The sequence below is a fragment of the Corynebacterium flavescens genome (assembly GCF_008693105.1).
GTDB lineage: Bacteria > Actinomycetota > Actinomycetes > Mycobacteriales > Mycobacteriaceae > Corynebacterium > Corynebacterium flavescens.
Window position 1 is genome coordinate 67222 of sequence record NZ_VXKK01000009.1, and the last position, 19575, is coordinate 86796.

At 60.7% G+C, this 19575-nt stretch carries 16 protein-coding genes and 3 tRNA genes; 14 read left to right on the top strand and 5 right to left on the bottom strand.

From position 1 onward, the window contains the following. Positions 1–16: 16 nt before the first annotated feature. Entirely contained in the window at positions 17–868 is an 852-nt protein-coding gene (gene wzm, locus F4V60_RS00865) for a galactan export ABC transporter permease subunit Wzm/RfbD (RefSeq protein WP_084559244.1), read from the bottom strand. Positions 869–1085: 217 nt separating this feature from the next. On the opposite strand from wzm, the gene F4V60_RS00870 reads away from it, so the two are divergent. Next, positions 1086–2342: an aminotransferase class V-fold PLP-dependent enzyme gene (locus F4V60_RS00870; RefSeq protein ID WP_075728907.1), complete on the top strand. Its 1257-nt coding sequence runs from the start codon at positions 1086–1088 to the stop codon at positions 2340–2342. Between the two features lie 6 nt (positions 2343–2348). Here F4V60_RS00870 and F4V60_RS00875 read toward each other — a convergent pair whose 3' ends face one another. Then, positions 2349–3326: an NAD(P)H-quinone oxidoreductase gene (locus F4V60_RS00875; protein WP_075728908.1), complete on the bottom strand. Its 978-nt coding sequence runs from the start codon at positions 3324–3326 to the stop codon at positions 2349–2351. 104 nt (positions 3327–3430) lie between these two features. Here F4V60_RS00875 and F4V60_RS00880 point away from each other — a divergent pair. From F4V60_RS00880 to F4V60_RS00900, 5 genes are all read left to right on the top strand, one after another. Further along, positions 3431–3518 (top strand) — tRNA-Ser (locus F4V60_RS00880). Positions 3519–4173: 655 nt separating this feature from the next. Next, positions 4174–5178, top strand: coding sequence for an HNH endonuclease signature motif containing protein (locus tag F4V60_RS00885; RefSeq protein ID WP_075728909.1), 1005 nt, complete (start codon positions 4174–4176; stop codon positions 5176–5178). Positions 5179–5550: 372 nt separating this feature from the next. Beyond that, complete coding sequence (locus tag F4V60_RS12935; protein WP_373862545.1) at positions 5551–5703, top strand: hypothetical protein; 153 nt, start codon at positions 5551–5553, stop codon at positions 5701–5703. A gap of 248 nt (positions 5704–5951) precedes the next feature. Then, the gene (locus F4V60_RS00895; protein WP_075728910.1) at positions 5952–6614 is read left to right on the top strand and encodes an ATP-binding protein; all 663 of its coding nucleotides are present in this window, start codon (positions 5952–5954) and stop codon (positions 6612–6614) included. After that, complete coding sequence (locus F4V60_RS00900; protein ID WP_075728911.1) at positions 6611–7042, top strand: hypothetical protein; 432 nt, start codon at positions 6611–6613, stop codon at positions 7040–7042. Before F4V60_RS00895 ends, F4V60_RS00900 begins: the two co-directional genes overlap by 4 nt. 10 nt (positions 7043–7052) lie before the next feature. Here F4V60_RS00900 and F4V60_RS00905 read toward each other — a convergent pair whose 3' ends face one another. From F4V60_RS00905 to F4V60_RS00915, 3 genes are read right to left on the bottom strand one after another with little or no spacing between them, the layout of a single operon-like run. Then, positions 7053–7448 carry a phage holin family protein gene (locus F4V60_RS00905; RefSeq protein ID WP_373862546.1) on the bottom strand — a complete coding sequence of 132 codons (396 nt, stop codon included), beginning with the start codon at positions 7446–7448 and terminating at the stop codon, positions 7053–7055. Next, positions 7445–8503 (bottom strand): histidinol-phosphate transaminase, encoded by a 1059-nt coding sequence (gene hisC, locus F4V60_RS00910; RefSeq protein ID WP_075728913.1) that lies wholly within the window; start codon positions 8501–8503, stop codon positions 7445–7447. Before hisC ends, F4V60_RS00905 begins: the two co-directional genes overlap by 4 nt. Before the next feature lie 10 nt (positions 8504–8513). Then, entirely contained in the window at positions 8514–10199 is a 1686-nt protein-coding gene (locus F4V60_RS00915; protein WP_075728914.1) for an alpha-keto acid decarboxylase family protein, read from the bottom strand. 159 nt (positions 10200–10358) lie between these two features. On the opposite strand from F4V60_RS00915, the gene F4V60_RS00920 reads away from it, so the two are divergent. The 8 genes from F4V60_RS00920 to F4V60_RS00955 all read left to right on the top strand — a co-directional run bounded on the left by F4V60_RS00920 (position 10359) and on the right by F4V60_RS00955 (position 19573). Next, positions 10359–11474: a helix-turn-helix domain-containing protein gene (locus tag F4V60_RS00920; protein ID WP_232315949.1), complete on the top strand. Its 1116-nt coding sequence runs from the start codon at positions 10359–10361 to the stop codon at positions 11472–11474. Positions 11475–11557: 83 nt separating this feature from the next. Then, positions 11558–11649, top strand: a tRNA-Ser gene (locus F4V60_RS00925). Between the two features lie 148 nt (positions 11650–11797). After that, entirely contained in the window at positions 11798–13168 is a 1371-nt protein-coding gene (mgtE, locus tag F4V60_RS00930; RefSeq protein ID WP_075728916.1) for a magnesium transporter, read from the top strand. Between the two features lie 199 nt (positions 13169–13367). Further along, positions 13368–14942 (top strand): SLC13 family permease, encoded by a 1575-nt coding sequence (locus F4V60_RS00935; RefSeq protein ID WP_075728917.1) that lies wholly within the window; start codon positions 13368–13370, stop codon positions 14940–14942. 138 nt (positions 14943–15080) lie between these two features. Beyond that, on the top strand, positions 15081–15785 hold the full coding sequence (locus F4V60_RS00940; RefSeq protein WP_075728918.1) for a VIT1/CCC1 transporter family protein: 705 nt from the start codon (positions 15081–15083) through the stop codon (positions 15783–15785). Between the two features lie 85 nt (positions 15786–15870). Continuing rightward, a tRNA-Arg gene (locus tag F4V60_RS00945) sits at positions 15871–15943 on the top strand. A 356-nt stretch (positions 15944–16299) separates the two neighbouring features. Further along, positions 16300–16827 carry a YdcF family protein gene (locus tag F4V60_RS00950; RefSeq protein ID WP_075728919.1) on the top strand — a complete coding sequence of 176 codons (528 nt, stop codon included), beginning with the start codon at positions 16300–16302 and terminating at the stop codon, positions 16825–16827. Between the two features lie 835 nt (positions 16828–17662). Then, positions 17663–19573 carry a potassium transporter Kup gene (locus F4V60_RS00955; RefSeq protein WP_075728920.1) on the top strand — a complete coding sequence of 637 codons (1911 nt, stop codon included), beginning with the start codon at positions 17663–17665 and terminating at the stop codon, positions 19571–19573. Positions 19574–19575: the final 2 nt, after the last annotated feature.

The window sequence follows — 19575 nt, forward strand, 5'->3', positions numbered from 1 at the left end:
GTGCTTAAAACTCCTTCTAAACCCAGTAGCTCACGCGGAAGCGCCATTGGCGCATGGCTAGGGCGGCAAGCCCGATCCCGGCGAGAGTGCAGCCGATGACTATCCACCAGTGATAAGCCTCAACCGGCTGGCCAATCATGGGGGCGCGCACGACTTCCATGTAGTGATAGAGCGGGTTGAGCTGAGCCAACTTGGCACGCTCAGAGACCGCGCCGCCCTGGTTTTCCAGCGTATCCGTCATCCAGACAATTGGCGTGACATAAAACAGCAGCTGCGTCAGCGCCTCGAGCAAGGGAGCAATATCGCGGAAGCGAGTGGCCACGATGCCGAAGAACATGGCTACCCACACGCCGTTAATAAGCAGCAAGGCTAGGCCCGGGATGATGAGGAGGAACTCCCAGCCTAGGTGACGCGGGAAGATGATGATAAGCAGGACCCAAATGATGAGGTTATGAGCCAAGAACAGGGTTTGGCGCCACACCAGGCGGTACACGTGAACCGATAAAGGCGCGGGCAGCTGCTTGATGAGTCCTTCATTCTCAATGAAGACCGTGGAGCCTTCCTTGATCGCGCCGGAGATGAAGTTCCACATGATAAGGCCCACCGTGACGTGGGGGAGGAACTGTGCAGTGGGAATCTGAAAGAGCATGGAATAGAGCAGGCCCAAGGCTGCAGCCATGACACCGGTGGCGATGGTGATCCAGAAGGGGCCGAGCACCGAGCGGCGGTAGCGCTGCTTGATGTCTTGGATGCCCAGCATGAACCACAACTCGCGTTGACGTGCGCCCTGGAGCAGATCCGCGAAGGCGGCCCGGAACGTCTTGGATTGGGACGCTGGGACCTCGCCTTCGACGGTGGAGGCGACCATGCGCGCGACGTCGGCGCGCTGTTGATTGTTATCGTGCACGTCAATTACCCTAGCGCGCGGTGCAGACAAACGGGGATCTACACGCCGCCTATACTGGGAAAACACTCCTGTGCTGGGAAGATCCAGATTTAGGCAACGGGGCTTAAACGCGTATAGAGTAGATAAGCGATTGACTGCAGAAGTCGTCCAAACTAAAACGTGAGGGAAAGGTAGATCGATGCCACTAGGCTTGCCGCCTCAGTATGACGTTGCTAGCGTGCGAGGTCTCTACACCGGCTTGGCTGATGGCTGGACCTACCTCAACGCGCACACCGACCCGCAGATCTCCGAGCGTGTGGCCGCGGGAGTCTCCCGCGCTTTCCGCATGTCGGCGGCTGTATCCACCCACGAGGCCTCCGGCGGTGCGCACTCCGCGCCGACGGGCCCGCGGCGGCTGGTGGGAAACACCCACTACGATGCCGCCCGCATGGCGGTAGCGGATCTCGTCGGCGCCCAAGCTGACCGCGTGGTACTGGGTCCCTCTCTACCCGTTTTGTATAGCTCACTCTCGCGCGCTTTGCGCCCGCTGTTGCGGCGCAATTCCTCGGTAGTTCTCTCCAAGCTGGATCCGCCGGAACTCTACTCGGCCTTCGCCGAGGTCAACGCCGATACGCGCTGGGCGCAGCCGGATCTGGGCACGGGCGAGCTGCCCGGCTTCCAATTCTCCGAGCTGGTGGATGGTTCCACGCGCCTCGTGGCTTTCTCCGCCGCACACGAACTTTTGGGCACCGTATCCCCGGTGCGCGAGATCATGGAGGCCATCCGTTCGCGCTCCCGCGCCTGGACGCTGCTCGACGTCTCTGCGCTCGCCCCCTATCGTCCCATCGCCTTCGATGACCTCGGCGCCGATATCCTCGGCGTTGACCTCGGCTTGCTGGGCGGGCCACAGCTCGCCGCCCTGGTATTCCGCGATACGGCCATGTTCCGCCGGCTTGATGCCTTGAGCCCCGTCAACAGCGAGCACATCGCTGCCAAGGTCGAGACCCCTGTTTCCTCCGGCTTGGCCGGCGGTGTGGGGCCACTGGTAGATCACCTCGCTGCTCTAGCCGGCGGGGAGCGCGGTTCGCGCCGGGTGCGCGTGCATCGTTCCATGGGCGCGCTGCGCGGCTACCTCGACGATCTCGGAGGAGATCTCTATACCTACCTGGGCACGCTGCCGGCCGTACACATCCTCGGGGTTACTGGGGAGGCCGCTGCCGAAGCCTCCGATGACCGCCTACCACGCCTGACCTTCGCCGTGCGCGGCGTGCCCGCTGAGACCGTGCACCAGCGCCTCTTCGACAACGGGTTGGTGACCACCCTGGCCCCGCGCACCCCACTGCTCACGGAGATGGGCGTTGATGAGGTCGGCGGGGCGGTTACCGTCGCGCTCGGCCCCTTCAATACCCGCCACGACATCGAGCACCTCACCCGCGTCGTGGCCTCCCTGGCCTAAACCCTTCTAGCCCTCGCTTGAGTTCTCGCCGATCTCGAGCACCAGCTTTCCGGTGACCTCGCCGGAGTCGAGCAGGATGTGGGCGCGGGCGGCTTCGCCAAGCGGCAACACTTTGTGGATATGGTGACGCACCGTGCCATCCGCCAGCCACGGCCACACGTGGCGCACCGTCTCCGCGACGATCTCTGACTTCTTCTCCACGCTGCGCGAGCGCAACGTGGTGCCCCGCAGTGCCAGGCGCTTGGCCAAGAGCACTCCCATGTTCAGCTCCGCCTTCGTGCCGCCTTGCAGCCCTATTGTCACCAGCTGGCCGTCCGTGGCCAGAGCCTTGAGGTTGTCTTTCAAGTACTTCGCGCCGATGATGTCGAGGATGACGTCGCAGGAGTTCTTCAGCTCCGCCGCGAAGTCCTGCTCGCGATAGTTGATGAGGATATCGGCGCCATATTCGCGGCAGACCTCCAGCTTTTCTGGCGAACCAGCGGTGACGGCCACCTGCGCGCCCAGCGCCTTGGCCACCTGGATGGCGAAGGTGCCGATGCCGCCCGCCCCGCCGTGAATGAGAATCCTCTGCCCACTGTGCAGGTTGGCCGTCATCACCAGGTTCGACCACACGGTGCAGGCCACCTCTATCACGGAGGCCGCCTCCGTCAGGGAATAGCCCGCGGGGATGGGCAGCAGCTGGCCTTCCGGCACGGCCACGTACTCGGCATAAGCCCCGCCTGCGAGCAGGGCTCCTACCTTTTCGCCGACCTTGCGCCCAGTATCACCAGAATCGACAATAGTACCTGCGCATTCCAGGCCAATGATCTCCGAAGCCCCAGGCGGCGGCGGATAATGCCCCCGGGCCTGGAGCAGATCAGCGCGGTTGACTCCCGCGGCATGCACCTTGAGAAGTACTTCCCCCGGGCCTGGGGTGGGGGTGTCCACCTCGACCAGGGCGAGCGAGTGTGGGTCATCATTATTGGTGAGTTGAATTGCTTTCATGCCCGCCCAGCTTAGGGAAAGCGGGGGCGGGTTTCTAGGAACAGGCCGACTCGGGTAACCTATGACTGTTGCGCGTGAGGCTTGCCTTGGACCGCGCGGCATATGGAGACGTGGCAGAGCGGCCGAATGCACTGGTCTTGAAAACCAGCGTGGGGAAACTCACCGCGGGTTCAAATCCCGCCGTCTCCGCCAATGTCCTCAGTCGCGTCATCGTTGACATATGAGCGCGACATGGTGGACAAATCCGGCAGTTTCTGTTCTGAGAACAGTGGCTGCCGTATTTGCATTTCTGAACCAAGATTTCATCTGTTGGAGCGGGTTGAGGAATCCCTTTCTTTGTCTTTCTTGCGGCTGCTAGGGCTCTAAGCCGCCGCATGGATGCATCCGGGGCCACGGGCTTCAGGGCCACCGCGCTCTGGCTCTGTGCGCTTTGTAGCTGCGGGTATTACCACGCAACGACTCATGTAGCCAGCAGTTTTCTTAGACCTGGTGCCGGCTCGACGGAGAAGGGGCCGTGGTTGAGGCTGTTCATGGTGTCAGATATGACGCGACTGATCTGTCACCTTTCATTCGGGGCTTCCCAGAACAGCGATGTCGACTATGTCTTGAACACGAACACCGCCGTCCCCGCTAACTTTCACGGCCTGAGGACGCCCACTGATTTTGTTGCCGCTTGAGCCCGATCATTCAGGATAGACCGGATGGCCGTGCTAGCGCACTGCCTAATTCTGGCTAGGCGGCCCAGCTGTGGATAACCGCCCCGGGCTTGGTGGGTTATCCACAGTTTTCTTACTGGGCGCGGGTTGGGGATTGTCGCACCGGTGGGCGGTGTCTTAGCGTGGCGGTCATGGGCTTGCAGGAGTACTTCGCACAACTCGGCCGGGGTGTTGACCTCGTAGCCGAGTGCTCGGGGCTATCTGCCCCAGACCTTGAAAAGATGGGGGCCAGTGCGCAGGATGCCGCCGAGCTTATAGGCCTGCACACCATCTACTTCGGCCCCACACCCTACAGCGGCAAGCAGCGCTCGGCCGTTAACTCTGCTCGGCGCAACGGGCACACTCTGAGCACCCTGCACCACATCGAATCTTTTACCCGCCGCGTCAAAGAACAACGAGCCGCATGGAACCTACGCGTAGAGCTATGCGCCACGCCAAGCGAGCAGGTTACTGCGGTAGCTAGGCGCCGGCTGCGCGAGATGCGCGCCCCCCGCGAGTATTGCGAGCGTGTACTGCTGCGCCAGCACCCCAATGGGCTGGCTACCTTGACCGTGACCGGCAATGGGTTGGATATGGCAGATGCTTTCCGGACTATTGACCACAAGCGGCCAGGGGCAAGTTTTATTGCCCGCATGCTCGGCAAGGCAGACGCTGCCACCACACGTACTCGTGTGACGACTATGGTAGTCCTCCAGTTGGAGGACTACGGCACAATCCTGCGCCGTGAGCGCGATGATGTGATGGTGCGCACCACCAGTGGGGCTGTTATCACCGGTGCGCAGCTTGTGGAACGCGCCTGCGCCAACGAAGGACTTGTCACCATCATCAGCCGGGCGCTGGGGCCGGTGGACTTGTACCGCTTTGAGCGATTCGCATCGGTTAAGCAGCGCACGATGCTGGCAGCAGAGCACCCTACGTGTGCGTGGCCGGGCTGTAACACCCCGGCAGAAAGAGGGCAGTTTCACCATCTCACGCCGTGGAGTCATGGTGGGGAGACTAACGTTGTCAACCTGGTGACCTTGTGTAGTTATCACAATGGCATCAACGAGGATGATCCGAATGCGCCGCCGCGCCGCGGGCGCCTTACCCGACAGGGCGGGACAGTAGTCTGGCAGCCCCCGCATACTAGCCGTTAGGGCAACCGTCCCAACGGCTACTTTCCGCACCCTATCGCAGGTAGGGCACGGCGTCGGCTTCGATTACGGGGGACTCGCTTCTTATCTGCCACTCCCACCCTGCGCTCTACAAACGGAAGATTCCCCAAAGTGCCTACTTATGCGCAGGCTGCAGTTCATTCCACCGCAAATCCAACCTGGGATCGAATAAAGTTGGAGAAAGTTTTAAACGAATGGGCAAAGTGGGAATCACTTCCCTGTATTAGAAGCATGATTTGGAATGCGGAAACCCTCGACCGGATACTTCAAGAGTTTCGAAGGCTTGGTAGTGACAGCACCGCCATCGAATGAAAACGTGCAGGAAATGGTGCTCATGATGACGTTTTCGAATCTATTGCTGCTTTCGCGAACATGCCTGAGGGAGGCATCCTTATCCGCGGCGTCGAGGAAAGAGCTGATTTCCAGGTTTTAGGAGTCCCGGATCCTGCAAAGTTGGAAAGTGGGATTGCCGATAAGGTGAGGCAGTCGATTAAACCACTGTCTTAGTAGTAGAGATCGTGCCCTTGGCTCCCGAGCAAAAGCCCGCGCGATTCAAGAACAAGGCATATCTCCGGCAGGCCGATGACTCCCCATGAATGACAATGGCCTCCGGATGATTGACATTGCAGCACTCCACGCCAGTGAGCAACTTTCTGCATAATGTTCGTCATAGAACCGCCCGTGTAGCGAAGATTGGAGAAGATGCCCGTCTTCTTCAGATAACCAATGTGACTGATGATGAAGGACAGCTTCGGATGGGAGGGCTTTACGCTATGGGGCTTCTGCCCGAGGCAACATTCCCATCCCTTGCGGCCACTGCTGCCGTGCGTGTGTCCAGAGACGGATCAGGCGTTCGCACTCGAAATCTCAAAGACTTCGGAGGACCTATTCCACTTCTCCTCGATGAGACGATGGAATGGGTGCGCGATAATCTTGCTGAGGAGCGTGCATATACGGCTGACGGCCATACGGAATCAAGGCCAGAGCTCCCGATGTCGGCGGTGCGCGAGCTTCTGGCAAATGCCTTTGTGCACCGTGACCTGGGGCCGAATACCGTCGGTACCGGAAAACGGGTGGAAATTCGAGTCCTGCGAGATCGTCTGATGATTAAAAGCCCAGGCGGCCTAGAAGGGCTGCCTACCGCGCAACTTGAGTCCACGGATCTAACGAAATCCGCAGTAAATCAGCGCGTATACGAGATCGCGAAGTGTCTTGAAACCCCTGATGGGCGTCCTATCATCGAAGGCGAGGGTGGCGGTATTCCTGAGGTCTATCACGCTATGAGGGGGGCGGGGAAGCCAGACCCACGCTTTTTTGACAATGGCGTGGAGTTTAGCGTGAGTCTATTCCGAAACAATCGTTACGATGACGAAGAGAGTGCTTTCCGCGTTCCTTCTCTGGCTCATTGTCGTGGATGAAGAAAGAGCTCTTGGTAGGTCTCCTCCGGGGAGAAACATGGACGGTTTCCCAGGCAGAGAATGAGTTCGCGCCTGTTGCTCCCAGAGATGTGCGAAGCGAAGTGGAAGATCTGCTGCAGGCAGGAGTCATCAGGAGCATTGATGGGCAACTGAAGCTGGGGTCCGAGGCGGAAGAAAACCCCGAATCCACAAGCAATAGTGTTGCTGACTCTCTCACAAAGATTTCTACGCTCGGTCCCAATACTGAGGCCGTTTACCGGTCTATATCTGCAGCTAAGAGTACCGTGGTAGGCCTGATTGAAAGTACACAGCTCTCCGAGAACAAAGTTCGTTACGCCCTGAAGCAGCTCCTCGAGGCCCACGTGATTGCCATGAGGGGAGGGCGTGGGCACCGAAGCACAAGGTACGAACTATTGAATAGGGACTAGCCCTTGAGAGCTAAGGAACCACTCGCAGGGGACTTGTGAAGAAGTTGACCACCCCGGAGACGATGGAGAGGATGATGGCGCCGAAGATGGCGGCCCACCAGCTCTCGATGTGCAGGTAGCCAATGCCGAGGTCGAGGGTGCGCAGCGCCCACGAGACTATAAAGAGCACCGCGCCGTTGATGACCAGGGCAAAGAGGCCCAGGGTGAGGCAGGTCAGTGGCGCGCCGAAGAAGCGCAGGACCGGGGTGACCACCGCGTTGATGAGGATGAACACAACGGCGATGGCGATGAAGTTGCCCGTGGTATCCGGCGTGATGGAAATGCCGGGGACCAGCGTGACCACGGCCCAGAAGGCCACCGCGATGGCGATGACGTTGAGGATGAAGTTCAGCAGCGAGCTAATTATTCTTCACCACCAAAGGTTTCTTGCCAGGCTGTGAGGAGGGCGTCGGTCTCCGGGGCGGTGGTGCAAGAGATGCGCACGCCCTCGTCGAAGGCGCGCACGAGGACGCCGTGCTCGGCGAGTGCTTCCGCGATCTGCTGTGGGGTGCCCAGGTGCGCGATGTTGGCGGCGGGCAGCCAGATGAGGTTGGCCTCCGAATGAGGGACGCCGTAGCGCGCGAAGGTCTCGACCATGCGTTCGCGCTGGGCGACGGCATCTTCAGTGCGCGTGCGTAGTTCCTCATCGGCCTGCAAAGAGGCTAGGGCGCCGGCCTGAGCCACGGCGCTGACGGAGAATGGAACCGCTACCTTGTTGAGCGCCGTGATGATCTCCGCGTCGCCAAAGGCGTAGCCCACGCGCACGCCGGCGAGGCCATAGGCTTTGGAGAAGGTGCGCATGCCAATGACGTTGGGGTGATCCTTGATGACCTCCGTTGCCACCGGGGTATCGGTGGCGCGGTTGTACTCGAAGTAGGCCTCGTCCAAGGCGATGATGATGCGGGAAGGCACCGCGGCGAGGAACTCCCGGAACTCCTGCGAGGTCACGGTGGAACCGGTCGGGTTATTCGGGTTGCACACAAAGATAAGCCGAGTCTTGTCCGTCACTGCCTCAGCCATGGCGGCAAGATCTAGGCCGTGCTCCGAGTTCAGGGGAACGGCGACCGGGGTGGCGCCGACGACCTGCGTGAAGATGGGGTAGGCCTCGAAGGAGCGCCAGGGGAAGATTACCTCGTCACCGGGGACCGAGGTAATCTGCACCAGCTGCTGACAAATGGCGGAAGAGCCTGTGCCGACGGCGACCTGCTCGAGCTCTACGCCAAGGCGCTCCGCCAGGGCGGTGCGCAGGGCGATCGCTCCCATATCCGGGTAGCGGTTGGCGCCGGCTGCGGCCTGCGCCATGGCCTGGCTGGCCTCTTGAAAAGGCGGCTGGGTGGCCTCGTTGGAGGAGAGCTTTACAGCCGTGTCGTTGCGTGCACCCGGCACGTAATTGGGAAGTGAAGAAAGGTCGGAGCGAATCATGCCTAGTACCTTAGTCGTTTCGTGGCCCACGCGGGCCGTAGTCAAAGTCTGCGGTCATGGGCCCGAAAGTGTGCAATCCGCGTGGCGCATCTGCGGCCGGAAGATGTAGCTCGAGGAAGGCCCCATGCGGGGAGGCAGCGATGGATTCGAGGGCCTGCGCCAGCTCGCCCTCGGTGGTAGCCGAGTAGGACTCCATCGTGGTATCGGCCTTAAAGACCTGCGGCAGCTGGTTATAGGACCAGTCCTGGATGTCGTTGTACTCCTCTTCCATGCCGAGGATATAGCGCTCGATGGTGTAGCCCTTGTTGTTGATGAGCACGATGATGGGGTTGAGCTCCTGGCGCAGGATGGTGGATAGCTCCTGGGCGGTGAGCTGGAAGGAGCCGTCACCGATGAAGAGAATGTGGCGGCGATCCGCAGCGGCTAGTTGCGAGCCCAAAAGCGCGGGCAGGGTAAAACCGATAGAACCCCAGATGGGGGAGTTGATATAGCGCACGCCTTGAGGCAGGCGCTGCGGGCCCAGCCCGATATTGGAGGTGCCTGCCTCGGCGATGACCACATCCTCCTCGCGCAGGAAATCGACCATCTGCGGCCAGAGGCGCTCGTGGCACAACGCGGCTTCAGGGTGCGGCTTAAAGGACTCGACGGCAGCGGGGCTCGCGGGCGCCTGGGAGGCAGACGAGGAGGAGGCGGGGGGAATGCGCTCGAGGAGGACGTCGATAAGCTCGGCGGTGGTGATGCCAACGAAGATTTCGCCGGCGACGTTGGCGTGCTGATCGCCGAAGTTGATGATGGTGGCGCGGCTGAGGTTGTGGGTGAAAGAGCCCGAGTTCACCTCGATGAAGCGCGGGTTGGTGGTGATGAGAAAGTCGGAGCGCTCGATGCGCTCCTGCAGACCGGGGGTCGAGGCGGCGCCGTTATAGGTGCCGAGGAAGTGCTCGCCGCGCTCGGAGAGGATGGCCTTGCCCGAGGAGAGCTGCGCGTAGGGGATGTGCGCCTTGGCGATGAGGGCCTCGAATTGGGCGGTGAATCCGTGGCGGTCGGTGTCTTGATCGATGAGGATGATGGGGTCCGTGGCCTGGGCAAAGCGCTCGAGGATGCGCGCGGCGGCGGCCTCGAGCCTCTCCGGATCGGAGGCGGGCAGCGCGGTGGAAAACGGGGCATCGGGGACCTCGATGCTCAGGTGGGTGATGTCGGAGGGAATCTGGATGTGGACGGGGCGCTTTTCGCGCAGGCAGGTGTGCAGCGCGCGGTCGAACTCCTCCACAGCATTCATAGGGGACAGGCGCGTGGCCACCTCGGTGAAGGGGGCGACGGCTTCGAGCATGTTGGTGTAGTCACCGTCGGCAAGCGAATGGTGCAAGTTCCAGCCAAATTCGGTGGCGTACTGCGGCGGGGCGCCGGCCAAGGAGACCACGGGGACATGCTCGGCGCGGGCGCCGGCGATGCCATTGAGCGCGGAGAGCTCGCCCACGCCATAGGTGGTCAACAGCGCGCCGGCGCCGCGTTGGCGGGCGTAGCCATCGGCGGCGTAGGCGGCGTTGAGCTCGTTGCAGGCGCCGATGAAGCGGATGCCTTCACTCTGGCTGATCTGCTCGAGGAAGCTCAGGTTGAAGTCTCCGGGAACCCCGATGATTTCGGTGATGCCGATAGCTTTGAGGCGGTCGAGGATGAATTCTCCGATGGTGGTGTGCATGGCGCGGAAGACTGCCTTTCTGGAAAGGATTACTGAGATCACGGGACGTACCAGCATTATCGCGGCGGGCTGGGCCTCTTGTCACTAGACAGCAGCACTAAGTATCTTTGACATATGTCAAAGGCTGCGGTGGGAAATTTGCACGATATACAGCATTACGTGGATGAGATCGCGCGGCGGCTGCAGCGATCCGTCGAGGTCACCACGCCCTCCATCGCAGTCATTGCCGCCAGTGCCCAGCTCGGCCCCATCGACGGACACCGCGCCGCCTCCATTCTCAACCGCACGCCACCGCCGGAGCCGATACCGTGGATGCTGAGCTTTGGCATTCAGGAGGCCACGGCGCCGGTGCGCCTGCCCGCCCACCCCGGCTACGACATGCTCCCGCGCGTGGTCATTCCCCTGCGCCGGGGCCTGCGATTGGTGGGACACCTGTGGATCATCAACGAGCCCGCGCTTGGCGAAGCCGCGCTCACCACGATAAACCCCCTCCTCGACGCCCTCATCGAGCAGGTGGACAGGCGTGATGCGCCCCTGGCCGCGCGGGCAGAACAAGCCCGGGAGATGGCCCGGGACCTCATGGCCGGGCATGACGATGCGCTGGCGCGTGCCCACGAGCTAGATCTCCTGCCGGTCGACGGCGAGCTGCGGGTACACCGCCTCCACATCGCCGGGGACCTGGGCCGGTTGGCCCTTGAGCTCGCCCGCCCGCTGCACCGCCGTCCCTTTCTGGCTCTCGATGTCCACGATTCCCTCGTACTCATCGAGTCCCCACGTAACGCCGCCGACAGTGCGGCCTTGCTTGAGGAAGTAGCCAGCGCCGCATTGACCGCAGGTGCCGTCATTGCGGCGCGTGGTTCCGCAGCCGTCGGCGCGGCGAGTGCGGTGGGCGCGGGGGTGCGCCGCGCCCGGCATATGGCCGACATCGCCAAGCTAACGGGAATAGACGCCCTGGACTGGTCCGAGGCAGGGGCCTGGCGTCTGCTCCTCGGGTGGGATCTTTCCCCGGCTACGGTGCGCACCTTAAGCCCGGAGGCCGGAGAATTGCTGCGTGCGGGAAGTGATTCCTATTGGCGCAGCGTGCTTGCTTATCTGGATCACGCCCGCAACGTCACTGCGACCGCGGCCGAACTCTACATCCATCGTGCGACGCTGCATTACCGGCTGGAAAGGGTCCGCGAATTGATAGGTCCTGCCGCGCTAGAGGAGGGCTGGCGCGCCGCCGCCTTGCACGTTGCCCTGCGTCTGCATGCAGCGCTCGAAGAAGGGAAATGACGCCGCGCCTAGAAAGCCTGCCCCAGGTTTTGTCTGTCAGGCAGACTCAGGTAGAGTTTCTTAAGGTTCATCCGTGGACCGCTGGAGACGTGCCAGAGTGGCCGAATGGGGCTCCCTGCTAAGGAGTTGACCTACTTGCGTAGGTCCGGAGGTTCAAATCCTCTCGTCTCCGCCACATTTTCCAATAATCCCAGTTTGCGTGCCTACCGTGCGCAGCTGGGATTTTTGCTGCCGCGGGGGAGGCTTGGGCGGCGACCCGTGTTGAGAATTCGCCGTAGGATGAGGTGGCTTGCAGGTGGGAAGAAAGAGATAGGGGTCGCCAGATGCGGAATAAATCGACACGGTTGTCAGATGTTGAGGCCCTAGAGAAGATCCTGCGCAGCGATGATGCGCTGGATCCGGAGATTGCCTCCCACTTGCAGGAGCTGGCGGCGCGCCTGCCCTTGCGGGAGCTCATTTCCTTAGTAGAGCGCTGCAATTCCGTGCGCGCGGCGCTTATCTTGCGCCTCCTGCCAAGGCACAGGTCCATCGCGGTTTTTGATGCGCTGGACTTTGGCCAGCAGGCGGATCTCATTGATGAGCTGGGAAATTCCGAGGTGTTCGAGTTCTTCGACTCCCTGGAACCGGAGGATCGCGTCGCGCTTCTCGACGAGCTGCCGGCCGAGATCGCAGACCGCCTCCTGAAGTCCTTGAAGAAGCCGGCCCGTGACGTCACCGGCGTTGTTTTGGGGTACGAGAAGGGCTCGGTGGGCCGCCGCATGTCGCCCGAGGTGCCGGACATCTATCCCGAGATGACCGCGCGGGAAGCCCTCCGGCAGCTACGCGCCACCGCACGGGATCTGGAGACTATATATACCTTGCCCGTCGTGCGCACGGACAGGCGCTTGGTGGGAGTCTTGAGCTTCCGCGAGCTCTTTCAGGCCCCGGATGATAAGCCTCTTGGCGAGTTGATGAAGGAGGCCGTTTATACCTATGCCAGCGCGGATGCGGAGGAAACTGCGCGCTGGTTCCTCCCGCTGGATATCTTGGCCATCCCGGTGGTCGATGACTCGCGTCGCCTAGTTGGCCTTTTGACCTGGGACGACGCCACCGACATCGTGGAGGAGGCGGATTCCGAGGACACCGCGCGCTCTGGTGGTACTGAGGCCCTTAATCAGCCTTATATGTCGACTCCGCTGTTCAAGCTCGTGCGCCTGCGCATCGTGTGGCTCTTGGTCCTGGCCGTTTCCGCCCTGCTGACTGTGCAGGTGCTCTCCGTATTCGAGGACACGCTCGCCGCCGCCGTGGTGCTCTCCCTCTTCATTCCGCTGCTCACGGGAACCGGCGGCAACACCGGCAATCAGGCGGCAACGACGGTCACGCGCGCCCTGGCCTTGGGGGACGTGCGTACCAAGGATCTCTGGGCGGTGCTCTGGCGTGAGCTGCGGGTAGGCATGCTCTTGGGTGCGGCCCTAGGTGCACTCGGATTGCTGCTCGCCTCGCTGGTATTTGACCTGCATCTGGGCATCGTCATTGGCGCGACGCTGTTCTTGGTGTGCTCGATGTCCGCCACCGTGGGCGGAATCATGCCCCTTGTGGCCAAGAAGGTAGGCGCCGACCCTGCAGTCTTTTCCAATCCCTTCATCTCCACGTTCTGCGATGCGACGGGGCTCATCATCTACTTCTTCATTGCCAAGGCTGTGTTGGGGATCTAACTTCTTGGCTCTGGACCGGGGATTCGTGGACGGTGTGCTAGATTTTAGGGGCCCACAGCGGGGGTGAAAACCGGAAACAAGCTGAGAACTGCATGTGTACCAATTAGGGTCTGGGGTACCAGCGGTTGGTGGTTTATGCAACCCCGGCCGTCAAACGAGGTGTACATCACCTCCCCACGTTGACCAAGGAGGCAAGAGTATGACCATACCTCAGACCCACAGATCCACGGCCCACGCGGAAGGCGAGGATGATTGCGGCCCCCGGCCTCGGGCCTGGCGCCGCCAGCTCATCGGGCTATTTACCGGACTAATTCTCGCGCTTATCGTTTTCTTCATCTTCCCCAGCAACTCGGTGGAGACGGTCCTCCAGTCCACCGGGGCCGACGAGGACACCACTTATACCCACGAAGCGCTGCGCACCGTGGCGGCCGTAACCATTCTCATGGGCGTGTGGTGGATGACGGAGGCTATACCTTTGGCGGCCACGGCGCTGATTCCCCTGGCAGTGTTCCCTCTCTTCGGCGTCGCCGGCATTAAAGATGTGGGCTCGCCCTATGCCTCCGCCACCATCTTCTTGTTCATGGGCGGATTCCTGATCGCACTCGCGCTCCAGCGTTGGAATATCCACCGCCGCATGGCCTTGGCCGTGGTCAAGATCGTGGGAACCTCTCCCAAACGCCTAGTACTAGGCTTCATGCTGGCCACCGGCTTCTTGTCCATGTGGGTGTCCAACACCGCCACCGCCGTGGTCATGTTGCCCATCGGCGTCTCCGTCTTGCACCTGACCGCAGAGACCGTCGGCGGTATGCGCAAGCAGGCGCGTTTTGCAAGCGCAATGATACTGGGAATTGCCTACGCCGCCTCCATCGGATCCCTCGGCACCCTCATCGGTACCCCGCCCAATGCGCTGCTGGCCGGGTACATGAAGTCGGCGCACGACATCACCATCGGCTTTGGAAAATGGATGCTTGTGGGCATGCCTCTGGCCATCGTTTTCCTATTTTTGGCGTGGTCGGTGTTGATTACTATTTTCAAACCGGAGATAAAGGAGATTCCCGGCGGCAAGGAGCTTATCGACGGCGAGATTAAACAGCTAGGTCCGTGGACTCCTCCGCAGATCATCACTGGGCTCATCTTCCTCATCGCCGCGCTGTCCTGGGTATTCGTCCCCTTCATTGTGGGCGAGGACTCCTACTACGACGACGCCATCATCGGCATCATCGCGGGCCTGCTGCTGTTTATCCTGCCCGCTGAACCCAAGACCGGCGTGCGTTTGCTCGATTGGAAGACTGCGAATGAAATGCCCTGGGACGTGCTCCTCCTCTTCGGCGGTGGCCTTTCCCTTTCTGCCATGTTCAGTGCCTCTGGCCTCTCCCTCTGGATCGGTGAGATGGCCAAGGGCCTGGGTGGATTGCCCGTCTTCCTGCTCATCGCAGCCATTGCCTTGTTGGTCCTTCTCCTTACTGAGATCACCTCCAATACCGCCACCGCGGCCACCTTCTTGCCGATTATGGGCGGCGTCGCAGTCGGAATCGGGCTGACCGCCAACGGCGAGGCAAACGTCCTATTGCTCACCATTCCGGTCGCCCTAGCCGCAACCTGTGCTTTCATGCTGCCGGTGGCAACCCCGCCTAATGCCATCGCCTTCGGATCCGGTTACGTCAAGATTGGCGAGATGATCAAGGGCGGCATTTGGCTCAACATCATAGGCTGCGTTCTCATCACGCTGACCACATATTTTATTGCCATACCAGTATTCGGGCTCGTGGGTTAAGCCCCCACATTCCAGCTACCCTCAGGAAAGGCGCAGTTTGCACCGCTTAGGGTAGCTTTTGCTTGTTAGGAAACCGTGCGCCTTTTCACCATAATTGGGGTAATCAAAACTTCATTCTCTCTAAAAAGGAGGGTTGCCATGTCGCACCCCAATGAGCCGCACGAAGGAACCGAAGGCTCGCGTTTGAACTCCCTGCGGGCGGCGGTCCTCGGCGCCAACGACGGCATCGTCAGTGTGTCCGCACTCATCCTCGGCGTCATCGGCTCCGGGGCGGGGTCTGCCGCCATCTTCACGGCCGGTTTAGCCTCCACCATCGCCGGTGCGGTTTCCATGTCCCTGGGTGAGTACGTCTCGGTTTCCGCTCAGCGCGACACCGAGCGCGCGCAGGTGGAACAAGAGCGCCGCGAACTGGCCGAGGACCCGGAGGGCGAGCACCTAGAGCTCGCCGGAATCCTCGAGGGCTATGGCGTGACTAAGGAAACAGCGCATACCGCCGCAACGGAAATAAGTGGCGGCAATACTCTCTCTGCGCATCTGCGCCTAGAACTCGGCCTCGACGGGGACGATCTCACCAGCCCCTGGCAGGCTGCCGGCTGGTCAGCGCTGTCCTTCCTTTCCGGTGCGTTGCTGCCCTTGCTCTCCGTTTTCGTTGCACCCCGCGGCAACGAGGCGCTGTTGGTAACGGCGGTTACTCTCGTGGCTTTGTCGATAACGGGCTTTATCTCCGCGAAGCTCTCCCGCACCTCACCAGTGGTCTCCGTGGCCCGCCTCGTTATCGGTGGCGCGCTCGGCCTCGCTGTCACCTACGGAATCGGTTCTCTCTTTGGCATGTCAACCGGCTAAATGCCCGCTTACATGGCGATTTGTGGCTATTGCTGCTCGACGCTATAGTTAAATCTCGTTGCACAGTACAGCTGCTCAACAAAATGCGCCCGTAGCTCAACGGATAGAGCATCTGACTACGGATCAGAAGGTTGGGAGTTCGAATCTCTTCGGGCGCACAGTTTATCCCCGTTCTTGTTATTTCAAGGATGGGGATTTTGCTATGTGCGGGCACTCCAGTTTCGGTGGTCTTGGCGTGTTCACTGCCCGCAGTGGCCAAAAACTTCAGAAACTGGCCACTATTTACCGTGAAAACGCCGTGGCGCGCTCAAGCCTGGTGTGGCATCTATTTCGGGGGAGGGAAGTGTCCCTGGATCTGCCACTCTTGTCACACCAGTATTCACCCGTCACAGATTCCTTCTCTCGGCGGCCCAGAGGCCATATGTCCTGCTATGGTCAATTCGCAGCGCATACGTCCGTGCACCCTCCCTGCGGTGGTGAGGGGTTACTCATCTCTTCTCTGGATAGGAAATCTATGTCTTTGACCGGCAACGCTATTGTCGCGACCGGCATCGCTGCGTCCCAGGCGTTCTCCTCTACTAGCTCCGCCGTCGATCTTTCCTCGGAGGTTGCAGGGCTATCGTCGGCTTCCGATCTTGTGGCGGCACACAACGCGGCTTTTGCGGGAGCGCCCATCGTTGTCCTCGGGGCACGTCTCAACCCTGATTGCGTACCGCCTGCAGTGCTTAACAAGCGGCTGGATCGTGCGGCAGCGTTCGTGCGCCTGCATCCTGCCAATCGCGTCGTCGTGACCGGCGGCAAGACGCAGGGCGGTTGCCCCACCGAGTCGCAGTCCATGGAGGCCATGCTGCGCGCACGCCTCGTGTTCAACCCCATCATTCGTGATGAGTGGTCGGGCAACACCGTCCAAAACGCCCAGGCCGTTGCTGGTTTGATCCCCGACAAGCAGGTCGTGTTGGTTACGAGCCAGGACCACTTGCCGCGCGCCATGGGCAACTTCGCCAGCGTGGGCATAGAAACCAAGGGCGTCGCCGCTTTCTAGTAAATCTAGTGAGCTCAACTTATCTTGAAAGCGGTTGGGTGGACAACACCCTAGAAGGATTCCGGTGAGAATTTCAGTATTTACCATTGTTGCTGGCCTCATTTGCTCATTTGCTCTCACAGCATGCAGTAGCGGAGACTCTGAAGATTCTGTATCTTCGCCGTCGAGCACCCCTGCCACTTCCAGCTCAAAGGCGGAGACGTCTACGACGAAGAGTGAGACCACTAGCTCTGAAGTAGCGTCTGACTCTGTGATCCCTAGTCACGCAGCTATAGAGCCTGCGCCGATCACCGAGGCGGCTGTGGAACAGCCTTATGTGTTGTATTGCCTCGAGGGCACTCCAGGCCCAGCCACGTGGTCTGACAATCAAATTAGATTCTCGCAAGAGTGTTTCGATAGTTTGACCGTGGGCCAAGGTGACTACCGGTGTCCGTACACGGATCATTATGTACACGACCCATCTGAATGTGAGAGCAACCGCTCGAGGCCAAGTGTGCAGGATTCTCCTGCGCCCCTAGGCGGAGATCCTTCTACCTGGTTTTATGACGGTCCGAGGAATGAAAATGGCGACCCTGTTGACCATCCGCAGTTGAACTGGCCGAGCTAGTTTTCAGCGCTAATAGTGCATTTTTCGGCCGGAATAGTGCTGTCCAGCTAAAGACAGTAACCCCGAAACCTGTTGAGTTGGACTAATTGGCGTAGAAGCATTCAAGCAATGGGGGACTGCGACAAAAGGGTTCTCGATCCAGTAACGACAGAGGTAGTGGGAGTGCTAAAGAGCACTTAGGCGGCCCAATTATGGCTAAAAGGCACATTTGGGAGCACACTGTATGCCATGAAGATCTCAGTGTCTCCGCAGGTGGCTGCGAAGGGCGGATCGCCGCTACTGGCGCTCGGCGCTTTGGGCGTGGTGTTCGGTGATATCGGAACGAGCCCGCTCTACGCTCTCCACACTGCTTTCAGCATGGAGCACAACGCCGTTGAGGTAGATACCCATAACGTCTACGGCGTCATTTCAATGGTGCTGTGGACCATCACGGTTATCGTGACCGTCAAGTATGTCTTGCTGGTGACGCGGGCTGACAATGACGGCCAGGGCGGAATCCTAGCGCTGGTGGCGCTGTTGCGCAGGTACCTCAAGGGCAGGCATCGCCTCGGCATGCTGGTCACGGTGTGCGGAATGATAGGCGCCGCGTTGTTTATTGGGGATGCCGTCATCACACCGGCGATTTCGGTTCTCAGCGCCGTGGAAGGCATGGCTGTGGTGTCACCCGGCCTTCACCACTATGTGGTGCCAGTAGCCATCGTGGTGTTGAGCGCGCTTTTTCTCATTCAGCCTTTTGGTACCGGAAAGGTAGGCCGGGCTTTCGGGCCGATTATGCTGGCGTGGTTTATCACCATGGCGGTGTTGGGCGTGCCGCAGATTGTTGCGCACCCGGCAATCCTGGCGAGCCTGTCCCCGCACTGGGCGTTGAGCCTGCTGCTGCGCGAGCCGTTAGAGGCCTTCATTCTCATGGGAGCCATTGTCTTGACTGTCACGGGTGCTGAGGCGCTCTACGCGGACTTGGGTCATTTCGGGGCCACGGCGATTCGCTCGGCATGGTTCTGGGTGGCTATGCCCTCCCTCATGGTGGTGTACCTAGGGCAGGGGGCGCTGGTGATTTCGCACCCAGCGGCGGTGTCCAATCCGCTCTTTCACCTAGCTCCCCCGAGTCTGCAGATTCCGCTGGTCGTCTTCGCTACTGTCGCCACCATCATCGCCTCCCAAGCGGTTATCTCCGGGGCATTCGCCGTGATTCGCCAGGCAGTCCGGCTCAACCTCTTGCCGCGAATGACGGTGCGCCACACCTCGACGAGTGAGGAGGGGCAGATTTATCTGCCGCTGGTTAATGCGCTCATTTACTGTGGCGTAGTTGCGTTGATCTTGATCTTCCGCTCCTCCGAGCGTCTCGCCGAGGCCTATGGCCTCGCGGTGACGGGCACGCTGGTGCTCGAGTCTTTGCTGTTTTTGCTCTTTGCCCACTTGGCATGGGGCTGGCGGTGGCGGGCTGTTGGCTGTTATGTCCTAGCTATAGGCAGCCTGGAGTTGTTGCTGCTGGCGGCGAATAGCACCAAGATCTTTGTGGGCGGCTGGCTGCCCATTGGCATGGCTGGCCTTATCTTCTTGCTCATGGTTATCTGGCGTCGTGGCAGCAGGCGGCTGCTCAAGCGGCGCGGTGAACTAGAGGGAATGCTTCCGGAATTCATTGCTGCGCTGCCGGAGCGCAATATTCGCCGGATTGCGGGAACAGCGGTCTATACCCACCCCAATCCTGAGACCACGCCGCTGGCGCTCGTGCGCTGCGTCGAGGACTTCCATGTACTCCACGAGCACGTGCTCATCGTGCGGCTGGTAGCCATGAACGTCCCGCACGTGCCACCCGTGGAGAGGATCTCCGTGGATAATCTCAGCTCCATCCGGGAGGGGATAGTGCACGTGACGGTGCGGGCGGGATTCGCTGACGATCAAGACATCCCGGCTAACCTGCGCTACGGGCTAAGCCAGCACCCAGAATTAGATGTGGACTTAGATTCGGCGTTGTACTTCCTCTCGGTGCTGACCCTGCGCCCAGCCGAGGTGCGGCACTGGAACCAGTGGCACCAGCGCCTGTTCTTGTCCATGGACCGGAACCAGGCCAAGCGCACCGAGGCTTTTCACCTGCCGCCGCGCCAGACCGTGGTGCTCGGCTCCGAGTTGCACCTCTAGCA

Bases quoted from the DNA above. Each gene is read 5' to 3' on its own strand.
- F4V60_RS00900 (WP_075728911.1), top strand. From the start codon at position 6,611: ATGAAGAAAGAGCTCTTGGTAGGTCTCCTCCGGGGAGAAACATGGACG.
- F4V60_RS00895 (WP_075728910.1), top strand. From the start codon at position 5,952: ATGGGAGGGCTTTACGCTATGGGGCTTCTGCCCGAGGCAACATTCCCA.
- F4V60_RS00950 (WP_075728919.1), top strand. From the start codon at position 16,300: ATGTCTTTGACCGGCAACGCTATTGTCGCGACCGGCATCGCTGCGTCC.
- hisC (WP_075728913.1), bottom strand. From the start codon at position 8,503: ATGATTCGCTCCGACCTTTCTTCACTTCCCAATTACGTGCCGGGTGCA.
- F4V60_RS00955 (WP_075728920.1), top strand. From the start codon at position 17,663: ATGAAGATCTCAGTGTCTCCGCAGGTGGCTGCGAAGGGCGGATCGCCG.
- F4V60_RS00940 (WP_075728918.1), top strand. From the start codon at position 15,081: ATGTCGCACCCCAATGAGCCGCACGAAGGAACCGAAGGCTCGCGTTTG.
- mgtE (WP_075728916.1), top strand. From the start codon at position 11,798: ATGCGGAATAAATCGACACGGTTGTCAGATGTTGAGGCCCTAGAGAAG.
- F4V60_RS00915 (WP_075728914.1), bottom strand. From the start codon at position 10,199: ATGCACACCACCATCGGAGAATTCATCCTCGACCGCCTCAAAGCTATC.
- wzm (WP_084559244.1), bottom strand. From the start codon at position 868: ATGGTCGCCTCCACCGTCGAAGGCGAGGTCCCAGCGTCCCAATCCAAG.
- F4V60_RS00870 (WP_075728907.1), top strand. From the start codon at position 1,086: ATGCCACTAGGCTTGCCGCCTCAGTATGACGTTGCTAGCGTGCGAGGT.
- F4V60_RS00885 (WP_075728909.1), top strand. From the start codon at position 4,174: ATGGGCTTGCAGGAGTACTTCGCACAACTCGGCCGGGGTGTTGACCTC.
- F4V60_RS00935 (WP_075728917.1), top strand. From the start codon at position 13,368: ATGACCATACCTCAGACCCACAGATCCACGGCCCACGCGGAAGGCGAG.
- F4V60_RS00875 (WP_075728908.1), bottom strand. From the start codon at position 3,326: ATGAAAGCAATTCAACTCACCAATAATGATGACCCACACTCGCTCGCC.